The 12,781-nt window shown below is 40.3% G+C and carries 9 protein-coding genes; 4 read left to right on the top strand and 5 right to left on the bottom strand.

Annotation, left to right across the window (positions count from 1 at the left end):
* The first annotated feature begins 140 nt into the window (after window positions 1-140).
* Window positions 141-341, top strand: a complete 201-nt coding sequence (locus tag E3K36_00575) for a cold-shock protein (protein MCF6153756.1) — start codon at window positions 141-143, stop codon at window positions 339-341.
* Window positions 342-542: 201 nt separating this feature from the next.
* On the opposite strand, the gene E3K36_00580 is transcribed toward E3K36_00575, so the two are convergent.
* A complete protein-coding gene (locus E3K36_00580; protein MCF6153757.1) occupies window positions 543-1,346 on the bottom strand; it encodes a M48 family peptidase in 804 nt (267 codons plus the stop codon).
* Window positions 1,347-1,707: 361 nt separating this feature from the next.
* Between E3K36_00580 and E3K36_00585 the strand changes: the two genes are divergently transcribed.
* Together E3K36_00585 and E3K36_00590 are read left to right on the top strand one after the other, a co-directional pair.
* Entirely contained in the window at window positions 1,708-4,356 is a 2,649-nt protein-coding gene (locus tag E3K36_00585) for an AsmA family protein (protein MCF6153758.1), read from the top strand.
* 51 nt (window positions 4,357-4,407) lie between these two features.
* Entirely contained in the window at window positions 4,408-5,217 is an 810-nt protein-coding gene (locus E3K36_00590; GenBank protein ID MCF6153759.1) for a class I SAM-dependent methyltransferase, read from the top strand.
* 1 nt (window position 5,218) lies between these two features.
* On the opposite strand, the gene E3K36_00595 is transcribed toward E3K36_00590, so the two are convergent.
* The 3 genes from E3K36_00595 to E3K36_00605 form a co-directional block, all read right to left on the bottom strand.
* Entirely contained in the window at window positions 5,219-7,159 is a 1,941-nt protein-coding gene (locus tag E3K36_00595; GenBank protein MCF6153760.1) for an HD-GYP domain-containing protein, read from the bottom strand.
* A complete protein-coding gene (locus E3K36_00600) occupies window positions 7,156-9,255 on the bottom strand; it encodes a PilZ domain-containing protein (GenBank protein ID MCF6153761.1) in 2,100 nt (699 codons plus the stop codon). Before E3K36_00600 ends, E3K36_00595 begins: the two co-directional genes overlap by 4 nt.
* Window positions 9,256-9,337: 82 nt before the next feature.
* Window positions 9,338-10,627, bottom strand: coding sequence for a transporter (locus E3K36_00605; protein ID MCF6153762.1), 1,290 nt, complete (start codon window positions 10,625-10,627; stop codon window positions 9,338-9,340).
* A gap of 782 nt (window positions 10,628-11,409) precedes the next feature.
* Here E3K36_00605 and E3K36_00610 point away from each other — a divergent pair.
* Window positions 11,410-11,697: a hypothetical protein gene (locus tag E3K36_00610; protein ID MCF6153763.1), complete on the top strand. Its 288-nt coding sequence runs from the start codon at window positions 11,410-11,412 to the stop codon at window positions 11,695-11,697.
* Window positions 11,698-11,747: 50 nt separating this feature from the next.
* Here the strand turns inward: E3K36_00610 and E3K36_00615 are convergent, their stop codons facing one another.
* Entirely contained in the window at window positions 11,748-12,698 is a 951-nt protein-coding gene (locus E3K36_00615) for a methylenetetrahydrofolate reductase (protein MCF6153764.1), read from the bottom strand.
* Between the last annotated feature and the right edge of the window lie 83 nt (window positions 12,699-12,781).

The raw sequence follows: 12,781 nt of genomic DNA on the forward strand, positions 1-12,781 counted from the left end.
GTATATTGTTATATGTTGTCTGCTTGCATTTCAAAGTCGTATTGTTATATAGTAACATATAGTAAGGCTACAAGGTTTACAACCTCGTAGCCTTTTTTTGTTGTAAAAGTTTTTAAACTGTGAAAGGGGGTGATTCAGGAATGGCAACAGGAACCGTGAAGTGGTTCAATGACAAAAAGGGATTTGGTTTTATTTCCCAGGATAACGGTCAGGATGTGTTTGTACATCAAACATCGATCCAGGGAGAGGGGTTTAGAACCCTTGCTGAAGGTGATAAGGTCGAGTTCGATGTCATAAAGGACCAGAAGGGCTACAAAGCCACAAAAGTCGTCAAATTATAAATTTATTGAAAAGCACGCTCTTATATTTTAAAGAATAATCAGTTGCAATAGTTATGGTGTATAAAAATATGGAGTAGCCGTTTAAATTATCGTTATAATTATGACATGAAAACCCCAATATCGGTAAAAGGATATTGGGGTTTTTTGTTTGGTGTCTAAACGAAGAACAAGGTTTGTCCGTGCCTCCTGGCAAGCAGTCAATTAAAACTGTTTGTAATATTTCATCGCTTCAGGGAGTTCATTCTGAAGGTCTTGAATCCTTCTTTCAGGCTCCGGATGCGTAGATAAAAATTCAGGTGGCCGTTCTCCACCAAGGTTATTCATCCTTTGCCAGAACGGGATGGCAGTTCTGGGATCATAACCAGCCCTGGCCATCAGAATAAGACCGATATGGTCTGCTTCCAGTTCATGACTGCGGCTATAGGGTAAAAGAACACCTACATTTGCGCCTAACCCAAATGCTTGCATTAATAATTGCCGGGTTTGTTCCGGTTGGCCGCTGAGCGCTGCAGACAGAGAGGTTGCGCCCATTTGAACGATAAGGAGCTGGCTCATCCTTTCACCGCCATGATTTGCCAGCGCATGTGCAACTTCATGTCCCATCACAACTGCCAGTCCATCCTCGTCCCGTGTAACCGGAAGTATTCCGGTATACACGGCAATTTTTCCTCCGGGCATGCAGAAGGCATTTACGGTTTTATCGTCCTCAATAAGTTTAAATTCCCAATGGTAGTTCTGTATTTCCTTTTCCATCCCGTTTTCACGCATAAACTCTTCAGCTGACGATGCTATTCTACGACCCACATCGACCACCATTTGTGTCTTTTGTGCATCACCTGAGAGTTTTGATTCAGATATCAGCTGACGATAGCTATCGGCGCTTGAGATAATAAGCTGGTTCTGTGGTATAAAAGAAAGTTGTTTTCTCCCTGTTATTGGTACTGTGGAACAACCAACGAAAAACAATACTGTAATGAGTAAGGCTAAAAATCTCGTCTTGAACATGTTAAACCTCCTAAAAACTGAACCAGATGATGAAATGAAGGGTAGGTGTGACCTGTTACAGAATTTTTGGTTCAGTATAAATTTTTCTGCAATACTATGTCAATGTAATTATGACGTTTCATAATAGAATGTCATACTGAACTTGTGTCAGTATCTTTTCGTATAAAAGCCTGATGAGTACAAGATACCGAACAAGTACCGGGTGACAAAAAGACACAAGCAATGTCTCTTTGGTATAAACGTTTATCCTGGGCTTCTGTTTCCCTTGATAAAATGCCTGGCTTCTGCTACAGTGTAACTAAATTCAGGATGCATTGAAAATACGATAGCTACGTAATTATCACCGATAAAGGATAAAATTATGAAAAAGATCATTATTATTGTTCTGAGTGTGATTTTTGTTCTTCTGGTAGGTGCAGTAGTTACACCATTTCTTATTGATCTCAATAAATATAAAGGGGAAATTATCGACCTTGCGAAGCCGCACGTGGCGAGAGATTTGGATTTTGGCGGAATAAAACTCACCATTTTGAAAGGGCTGGGTGCAGAGATTCAGGGACTCCGCATTGCAGAAAATCCGGGGTTTGGTACAGGTGATTTTCTGAATCTGGAACGACTACGGGTAAAGGTAAAATTATTTCCCCTTCTGAGAAAGCAGATTCAAGTCAAGGAATTAATCCTGGATAAACCAGTGGTACGACTGATAAAAAACACAAAGGGGGAGCTTAATATCACAGACTTAATGGGTTCCGAAACAAAAGAACAAGAAGATAAAGAACAGAAAGATACTGAAAGCCAGGAGGAAAAAGAGAATAAAAATAATGGCAGTAAAAACGGTGAGAATGAGGTGAAAAACGGAAGTACCTTTTTGGCGGGATTGCTGGTTTCCAAATTTACTTTGAACCAGGGCCACATCGATTTTATTGATGAATTCACTCAGCCCGGCACTACCACAACGACAACGATAGATTTGTTAGACATGAAATTCACGGATGTATCAGTGAATAAACCGATCCGGATGTCCACGGTGGCCCGGCTGCCCGGAAGTGCGAAGCAAAATTTCATGATAAAGGGTGCTATGGGACCCATTGGTGATACCCTGGATATAAAACGGCTTTTTATGGATATCGCAGTATCACTCGAAGAATTTGATCTGGGTACCTGTAAATCGTACCTGCCGCCAGACCTGCCTTTATCCCCTGTAGACGGGGTCGTCAGCATGGATATCTCTTTAAGGGGGGATATGGCGTCCGGAGTCACTTCAGAAGGTCAGATGCAGTGCAAAGAACTGATACTCGCAGAAGGAAACGATAAGAAAGCCCTCAGGAAAATGCATATTACCCTCCAGGAAGAAATGAAGTTCGCATGGGAAAAAGGAAGTGCGGACATTGACCGGTTGGATTTGAGCATGGATGAAAATACAATCTCTCTGACAGGAAGCGTGGAAGGATTCAATACGAAACCACAATGGGATATAACCCTTCGGACACAGGCGATCAATCCGGACTATGTCTTTCTGTTTTACCCTTCTATCAGGGAATCTTTACCTAAGGATGTGAGCTTTTCAGGTTCATTGGGCATGGAGATGATTTCGAAGGGAAATATGGATAATCTCCAGGCTGATTGCAACGTGGAGATGAAAGACCTCGATATCCTGTATGGTGAGACATTTCGCAAACCAAGACCTGTCCCCTGTCAAATTTCCGTCAAGGCAAGCAAGACAGGAGATGATATTCATTTAGACCCGTGTGTTGTCAAAATGCATACCTTATCTCTCAGGACATCGGGAAAAATTACCGGTTTAACGAATCCGCGTTTTGATCTTTCGATAAACACCGATGATACGTCCCTGAAAGGCTGGGAATCACTGGTCCCTGCACTAAAAGAGTACGAACCAGAGGGGAATTTTGTCCTTCGAAGTTCCTTGAAAGGAACGATGAACGATGCCGCTGTTAATCTGCAGTTTTCGTCTCCAAGGCTTGCATTTAAGCTCTCTCAGTCATCAGACGATGGCCGGAAAGCTGCAACTTCTCAGGGTTTTTTTGAATCCATGGATATGAACGTTCAAGCCGTGAAAAAGGATGAGGCAATCATGGGGAGTGGCAATCTTGAAGTCAGGAAAGGAGAGGTGCTGGCTGCGCCTTTTGAAAAGATGCAGGCACAGTTCGACTACCAGAACGATATCCTCGGTATTCACGGGTTTCGTGTTCATGCCTTCCAGGGAGGCGTTGTGATGGACGGTAAAGTAAGGCCCCGCGAACTTCGATGGAACGTGAAACCGGTTATTACGAATATAAATATGGCAGAAGCTATGGATACTTTTACACAATACAAGGGTTTATTCAAAGGGCTATTTTCCGGGTCTTTTGTGGCAAACAATGCCGGCGATGAAAAACAGAAAGGGGCTATGAATGCCAGCGGGTCATTCCGGCTCGACCAGGGAGAGATTATGAATTTAAACCTTGTAGATACAGTACTGGATGCGCTTTTTGGTATAAAGGGCGTATCTAAGTTTCTGGAAAAAGAAGGCAGTGAATTGGAGAAACAAAAAATTACCCGATTTGATTACCTGGATGGTGATTTTTCCATGACCGGTAATAAAATATATTTAAAGAAGGCCGCTTTACATAATATTCATACTGCAAAAGCAACTGATTCTGATGCGTTTATAGATGGGTTAGTTGACTGTAATACCAGCAGTCTCGACCTTAAGGGCAAGGTCGTTCTCTCCCAGGAATATTCTGCTAAATTAGCCAAAAAGAACGAACCGCTCAATGCCCTGCTCAATCCAGAAAAACGCATGGTGCTTCCGATTACGGTTACCGGCACTTTCAGCAAGCCAAGGCCTATCCTGGATATCCCCTATGTAACCAGCGCCATGGCGAAATATTACGGCAGGAAAGAACTGGAGAAATTAGGTGACAAGATAGGATTGCCCAAGAAAGGTGACAAAGGAAAACAGGGCAAGGAATCACCCATAGGAAATATTTTAAAGGATATTTTGAAATGATCATATTTTAATCGACAACTACCTGATAGAAAAAACGGAGGGGCGTAAATCATGCAAGGCAATGAATATTTAATGGAAAGCGATGAAGAGGTACTCCGTCTGGATATAAAGACAGATAATATAGTTGTTGAGAATCAGGCCCTCTGGGCAGGCATAAAGCCGGGTATGCGTGTTGCGGATATATGCTGTGGTTCAGGAAAAACTACTTCCATACTGCATAAATTAGTTCAACCTGGTGGTCTCGCAGTAGGAGTGGATGGGTCAAAAAATAGAATTGAATATGCTAAAGGGCACTATGGTGTCCAGGGGCTGGAATTTACGTGTAAAGATATACGCGAGTCTCTTGCTGACTTGGGGACATTTGACTTTGTCTGGGTCAGATTTCTTTTGGAGTACTATCTCGCTGATAGTTTTAACATAGTTAAGTATTTATCTGAGATTGTAAAACCTGGCGGTATTTTATGCCTGATTGATTTGGACCATAATTGTTTAAACCATTTTGCTCTTCCCCAGAGATTGGAAAGAACCATTTTTGCAATGATAAAGTATCTGGAAGAAAAAGCGAATTTTGATCCTTATGCAGGAAGAAAGCTCTATTATCATCTTTATACGCTGGGATATCATGATATAAATGTAGATGTTGCAGCCCACCATTTGATATTTGGCAAATTAAAGGATATCGATGCCTTCAACTGGATCAAGAAAATTGAAGTTATCTCAAGGAAGGTACAATATCCATTTGAAGAATATCAGGGTGGGTATGAAGAATTCTCGGAAGAATTTAACAGATTTTTTGCCGATCCGGGCAGATTTACTTACACGCCGGTGATTATATGCAGGGGAAAGAAGCCGAGCATGTGATTTAAACCTGTAAAACTAACTTGTTCGAGGGGCTCCATTGATATTTATATTTCTTATTGTAAAATTTGATAAAAGCATCAACAATCTTTTTATCAAAGCGCTGTCCGCTTTCCTCTTCTAAAAGTTGAAATGCTGTATCAAGTGGCAACGGTTCCCGGTAATGACGTTTTGATGTAATGGCTTCAAAAAAGTCTGCAACACCAATTATCCTTGCTCCAAGGGGAATTTCTTCTCCCCTGAGTCCTTTAGGATAACCGCTTCCGTCAATTTTTTCGTGATGGGATCCTGCAATATCAGGAACTTCTCTGTAAATACCTTCAAAATGTATCTGTTCCAATATTTTTTTAGTTTTTTCTGCATGAGTTTCTATCTCTTTGCGCTCACCAAAGTCCAGTTTGCCATTTTTCTTTAAGATTGAGTCGTCGATACCTATCTTACCATAATCATGCAGTAATGCAGCAACCCGAATCACTTCGCAGTAATCTTTTGATATCTCAAGTTCGTTACAAATGCCCAGGGCATATTCAGTAACCTTTTCGGAATGCCCAGCAGTCAGGGTATCACGTGCATCAATACTGGCCGCCAAAACCTGTATTATAGATTTAAATTGACGCTCTCTGGCCTCAATAAGCATGCTGTTATGGATACTTATTCCTATTTCGGGAGCGATACCCATTAATAGACTGACTTCACTCTGAAGTAGTGGCCTTTTTGTCTTTACATTATCTACTGCAAGAATTCCCAGGGACTCCCTTTCATAGATTATGGGACAACAAATAAAGGATTTTACCCCAATTTTTTTTGCAAATTCTAAGCTGTGAGGTGAAAGAGTGTCTTTTATTTCATTTATGTCATTTATTATGAATGGTTTCTGCTTGTGAAAGGATATAACAAATGCCCCTTTTGATTTTGGATTATTTAAATGAAAACTGGTATTCCTCACAATCTGTAGTTGTTCATCAGTGTAACCAAAACCTGCACGGTATTCGAGCCTGCTTTTGTCCTGATTTGCTAAAAGGATCATGCCCCGATCATAATCAAGTCTTTTTTCCAAAACTTGGGTAACATTCGATAAAATACTATCAATATCCATCTGTTTGCTAAGTGCGAGCCCTATCTCGTTTATCATAAGGGCATTGTTATAATTTACATTAATCTGTTCCAGTAACTTATCGGGCGAATCCCTGAGGTTATCTATTGCCGTATTTAGTTCCCTCTTCTCCATAATTTTTGAGTACAAGGTTAATGATAAAATAACAAATAGTGTGATGGGTAAAACAGCAGTTACTGTAACCTTTGGGTTCACAAAAAACGAGCACATGCAACTTGGTGAAAGAAGCAAGGTTGTATAATTTCTTATTTTTTCCCAAAAAGCAAAACGTGATTCTTTCCAGGAGACTATATAACGACAAACATCCCCGCCTTTAAAGATACACTCAGGGTGTTCTATTTTTGGCATTCTACAGTTAAACATGGCACTAACACATTCAAAGTAGCCTATTCTGTTTTCACATTGAAATGGTTTTTCATAAACCCCATCTATGGGCGTAACGATAATTTCAACTTTATTAGTATCTATTCTTTTTGATTCGTAAATTGCTGATTTAGTAAAATTAGCCGCCGCCTTTCCTATTGCCTCATATGCTTTGGCCGGACCGATATGACTCAGGACAATCTGCCTCATTATCCCCATAGCATCCGGCGATGCCCCAAACCTGCCAGCCTCCCTTGCGATGTCCTTATTTCCAGTTAAATATACCAACCTATCATAGAACAAATCTATCTGTTCCTGGGTAAACCAGTATCCCTCGTCTGAAACCTGATAGGATTCCATCCCCGAGTATTGTAATAGTTCATCTACATTGATATAATTATACTTCCTTTTAATGAGCTTTATATAAGTATCTATTATCCGGCTGTTATATAAATGTTTATTCCCTATTTGGGATTTTTCCATGAGGATACCTGAGAAAGAGATAACACCTTATTTTCTTCGTGCCTATTGCGATTAATTAAAATTTCAAGGTATTTAAAATAAGGATCGAGATAGTGCAAATTTAAAACCCATAGATTATATGTTTTATCATAAGGTATGGATTGACCTTCAGCGTAGCTTACAGGATAGAGCAATGTAGGGATTTCGTCCTGGTCATAATATTTTGATAACATAAATAAGCCGGAGCAGAGAGTATCGTAAGGGAGGTCATCTGGGTCCAGAACGATAACTTGAATGCAATTGGTCAGATCAGACATATTCAAACCGATATCTGATAGATTCAACACAATAAACGCTTTAAAGATGCCATCTTTCTTTAGCGAGAAAAAGTGTCTTTGCCTCTTCAAACCGAGTCTGTGATATTCTTCATTGAGTTCGTTATTATCAATCGTGTCCGGCTTTAAATCAAGGGCATCAAGCATAAGACCGCTGGATTTGTGCTCATAAAAACCTTCTAATTCCATGAAGTCTTCGGGTTGGGTTTTCGCAAGGATCCATGGCTCTTTTATTTCCATGTTGTTCAAATTTTTTTCATAATGGAAATAGACAAAAGGATCAATAGAAGAACCCTTTAGATTATCTATGTACCGGGTAACTCCTCCAAATACACGATGTGGAAATTTATTGTCTGGCCTAAAGTAACAGCAGGCATAATTCATATGGGTTGAATAGAGAGAATGAAAATCGTTTATATAATGCCCAAGCTGATTCAAAACAACCAATCCCGCCTTGTTACAACCTGATCTGCTGGCAGCATGATGATGAATTAACCAGGTATTTTCGCAAAAACGGACCATAGACAGATGTGCTTGAATTTCCCCTTTGTCTTGATATATGAAATGTCTGGCTATATTAGAGCTCTGGATATATAGCTTCTGATAAATCTCTTTAAACTTTAACTTGTTCTTGTGTATATGGGTGTACTTCTCAGGGTATATGAAGCCTGACTCAAAAAAGAATTTCCACAATGCATCTAAATCCACTTTGTGACAACTATATGATTTTTTATTTGTTACTTTATGCAGGAGGCTTGCCAGTTTACTTTGATCTTGCATGTCCATTTCTAAAAACGCTATGCCGCATTTTACGTATGTCCTGTCGTCATCAGTTTTATAGTTATTTCTGTAAACAACCTGGGCCTTGCATCTTATCGTAAAACCATTTGCAAATTCTATAAATAATTCCGGTATGACCAATCCTGTTAAAAGCACGGAATTTGCCTGGTACTCTTCGACGGAAAGGCCTGAGCAGGATATGTCTTCGACCTCAAGGTTGATTATTTTCTGAATAATAGGATGTTTGAAAGTAATATTTGGCACAGGGTTTAATTTATGTCTTGGACTCCTGAATTCTTTGGGTTTAAATCTGCGCATCTGATTTTCTGTAGGTTCTAATACAAAGCAGCGTGTTTTTTGACCGTAAGTTTGCCTGATTATCTTACATTTCCCTGAATAAAAAACATCTTGACCTTTTTTCAATACAGCGTCTACCATATTTTCAGGATTAATTAACCAGAACGATTGAGGTGGCACTACTGTTATTTCCGCGCAGAATGAAGCTGCACTAAAGTCCGAAAGAAATCCGTGAAATATTGCACCGTTTTGAATAAAATCAACCTGTATTCCTTTGCAGGAATTCCTTTTTACTTTTCGGTAATTGAATTCGAGACATATTTCCGGAAGTTTAAAACATATTCCTGTTTCGCTTATATCTTCTGCGTCAGCTTTAACAAGAATGAGTTTTTGTCCGTCTTTAAGAATAAAATCTAGATATTTATATGAATTCAGTTTCTGTCTAAGCCCTGCGGGTTCAATCCAGAAACATTCCAAATGGTCTTCAATACATGGTTGCGGCTTAGCCTGAAGGGATATGATACGGTCATATTTTACATGTTTGAAATTTACATATATGGTGCCGGCTTGAAAATTAATGTAGTTCAGGGTGTTTATTAAATGTTTTTTGCTGACCTTGATCCCCTCTTTCTGTTGGCCGTCGACGTTTGTATCTTTAGATTCTTGAATAATTTTTTGGATGCTATCCAATATTCACCTGTTATATTCAAAAGGAAAGCGATAGGAAAAATATTATAGTTTCATGAATCCTGTGTTTTAAAAGTAATAACAATCAGAAATTATAGGTCACGCTGATACCAAACAGATGTAAATCCGTTTCATACTTGCCATTTGCGCTGGTGGCAACATTCAGCAACCCATCAGAAGAATTGTCATCTACAGAGTTATCCTTGCTCCGGCCTTCTAATTTTTGATAACCATACGCCAGGTCAATTTTAAATTTCTTGAGTTTTACGGATGTCCCAACAGTAAAAAGGTGCGTGCTGGCATCAGGAACAATAGGGTCAAATGTCCTGTCAGGAACCGGATTTCCTCCGTATAAATAGCCTCCAAGCAACGCAACCCAGTCCCTGAGTTGATATTTAGCACCAAGATTTACAGAATAGGTATCTTGCCAGTCTTTTTCTGTAATGGATTCACTACTCCCTGCAATTGGATGATCAAAGTCTACCTTTAATTCGTCAAAAGAAGACCAGCCCTCCCATCTCAAAACAGTTTCAAGTGTTAGACGATCAAAACCTTTATAGCAGATACCTGCATGTACTTGCTGTGGAAGTGTGATGTCCGTTTTACCATCGGTATCTGGAAATAACGCACCGAGTGGGGAAGGGGTATTAGCAGGAAGATCAAAATCGGAGTTGCCATCAATGTCTACCTTGATTTCACTTCGGTATGAAGCACCGAACGAGATATCTTCGCTTATGTCATATAAGATGCCAAGGTTATAACCGATGCCATTCCCATCGCCGTTAAATTTTTGGTTTGCATCAGGGAGGCCAAAACCAGACAAGTTTATTTTCTTCTCCAATGTAGTGTCAAGTACAAGGACATCCACTCCGGCTGCAAATGCGACATTGGGTAATATTTGGTATGAAACTGCAGGATTGATAGTAAGGGTTTTCAAATCCGATTTCGTCCCTATGTACCTCCCTTCCCAATCATCCTCCCAGCTTGTTGCCAGACCAAAAGGGCTAAAGATTCCCATGCCGGCACTTATCTTTTCATTGAATTTATGGGTGACATAAAACGTGGATGGATAAAACATCTCATCTTCTGTCTCAGCGGTCTTCCCGGTAAGATCACTTTTAAATTCCCGTGAAGGAAAAATTAATGTCGTTCCTGATTCTATGTGCGTTCCTTCAAGTTTATTAATCAATGCCGGATTAAAAAAAACAGATGAAGGACTATCTGTATGTGCAATTACAGAATCTGCCTGCCCCAAAGCAGATGCTCCCTGTGTAAATATTGCAAAACCAGAACTGTATGCATTCCGGAGAGCACATACGATGAGGCATAAAAATAGAAAAGTAGATATGCCATTCCATATTTTTTTTTGATGCATTGTAAAATCCTCCAGTGACATGATCGGCAAAATATCTCAGATGATTTAGTAGTAAGTTTCATTTAATCCATTTTTTAGCCCTGTTAGACATTGCAGTAAAATTCCCCTCCGGCTAGCAACTTTCCATCGGTATCTTTAAGTAAATCAAAAACTTCAAACACAATTGATAGCCTTGCTACGGTCTTAAAATGGCATGGGTACCGATATAAGGATGCTCTGTTGCAGGCAAACCGATTAGCTACCTTTTGTTGAAATATCACCAAAAATAGTGACATTTCAACAAAAGGCAATACGAGGGAAGGTAGTTCAATATTTTAATTTTGCATTGCTTAATACCGAGCTAACTTTAGTGTGAGCATAAAATATGCCAATTCCTAAGGTAGTCTTGTCTTCAGGAAGACTATTTCGGCTATACTTAATGTGGAATTTGTATAGAGGCCACATATATTGTATATTCTTAAAAATTAATACATCAGGTTGCATGTGATTCTCAACAATTAATTATGTGTGTATGATTTTTCAATTTATAAATTAAAAACGACTGTTGCGATATAAGATGGCAATTATGAATTTTGACACACAATTAAGAACATATTTGTGGGAAATTTGTGCAAAAAAGAACGAATTGACAAAATTGTTGGGATTAGAGATGACGTTGTTATATGTGATGCCGGCATAAAAGCCGTGCATGGTATACAAGAGGAGCGTTTTAATGTTGTATTTTGTTGGGGTAAAATTATGAACTTAAACTTTATATATACAGTCCGGGACTCATTTTTGGTATGAAAGATGGATCCGGGTTCCTGGTAAAAGAAGGGAGTGAATTGGACAAACAAAAGGCTACGCGATTTGATTACCTGGATGGTGATTTTTCCATGTCCGATAATAAAATCGATGGGAGTTTCAGCAAGCCAAGGCCTATCCTGGATATCCCCTATGTAACCAGCGCCATGGCGAAATATTACGGCAGAAGGGAGCTGGAGAAATTGGGTGACAAAATAGGACTGCCCAAAAAAGAAGACAAAGGAAAACAGGGCAAGGAATCGCCCATAGGCGATATTTTAAAATAAGAGTTAATCCAAAGCTAAAAGCAGATGCTCATTGGCGCGTTATAGAAAGGTTATAGCAGTGGTCTGGGATACAATCGTGTTTCTCTGACAATTTCGGGGACGGCTTCTTCCCATTCCACAGCCATGATGTGGATACCGGCAATGCCTTTGATTTCTCTAACCTGCTCTATGACCTCCAGGCATATCCTGATGCCCTCTTCCTTTCCTTTCTTGGCGGCAGAAGCGGCCGTCATACGATTCATGACCTCATCAGGTACATCCATACCCGGCACATTATACTTCATATGCCTGGCCATTCCGGCAGATTTGAGCGGAGCCACACCGGCGAGAATAAATGCCTTCTCGTGGAGACCCATATCGGTGACCATTTTCATCCATTCTTTAAACCTGGCGATGTTATAAATAATCTGGGTTTGTATAAAATCGGCACCGGCAGCAATCTTCTTGGCGAGTCTGATAGCACGGAATTTGAATGGGTCGGCAAAGGGATTTTCGGCTGCACCGATAAAAAACCTCGGCTCTGATGCCTTTAACTCCTGTCCGCACTGAAATTTTTTCTCATCACGGAGGGACCTGACCATTTGAATGAGCTGGATCGAATCCATGTCAAAGACGCCCTTTGCCATAGGGTGATCTCCAAATTTCTGGTGGTCACCGGTCAGACATAAGAGGTTTTTTGCACCAAGTGCCGCAGCACCGAGGAGGTCGCTCTGTATAGCAATACGGTTCCTGTCGCGACAGGTCATCTGGATAATGGGTTCTAAGCCAGCATCCAGGACCACCCGACCGGCGGCAATGCTGGACATACGCACCACGGCGGTCTGGCAGTCAGTAATATTGAAGGCATCCCCATAGCCCTTCAGCAGCCCTGCCTTCTTTTCTATCACCGAGCGGTCCGCGCCCCGGGGTGGCCCAAGCTCTGCCGTAACGGCAAATTGTCCGCTTCGAAGGATTTTTTCTAAATTACTGCCTGATTTTATTTCAGAACTATTTTCGATCATAAATTACGTGATAATAAAACCACAAGTCAAACTGTTTGCCTGCTATTCAAAAGGATTTACAACCTTAACATCTTCAATTGCTT

Origin of the sequence: Candidatus Brocadia sp. (assembly GCA_021646415.1) — a bacterium.
Lineage (GTDB): Bacteria > Planctomycetota > Brocadiia > Brocadiales > Brocadiaceae > Brocadia.

Bases quoted from the DNA above. Each gene is read 5' to 3' on its own strand.
- E3K36_00575 (MCF6153756.1), top strand. From the start codon at position 141: ATGGCAACAGGAACCGTGAAGTGGTTCAATGACAAAAAGGGATTTGGT.
- E3K36_00580 (MCF6153757.1), bottom strand. From the start codon at position 1,346: ATGTTCAAGACGAGATTTTTAGCCTTACTCATTACAGTATTGTTTTTC.
- E3K36_00585 (MCF6153758.1), top strand. From the start codon at position 1,708: ATGAAAAAGATCATTATTATTGTTCTGAGTGTGATTTTTGTTCTTCTG.
- E3K36_00590 (MCF6153759.1), top strand. From the start codon at position 4,408: ATGCAAGGCAATGAATATTTAATGGAAAGCGATGAAGAGGTACTCCGT.
- E3K36_00605 (MCF6153762.1), bottom strand. From the start codon at position 10,627: ATGCATCAAAAAAAAATATGGAATGGCATATCTACTTTTCTATTTTTA.
- E3K36_00610 (MCF6153763.1), top strand. From the start codon at position 11,410: ATGAAAGATGGATCCGGGTTCCTGGTAAAAGAAGGGAGTGAATTGGAC.
- E3K36_00615 (MCF6153764.1), bottom strand. From the start codon at position 12,698: ATGATCGAAAATAGTTCTGAAATAAAATCAGGCAGTAATTTAGAAAAA.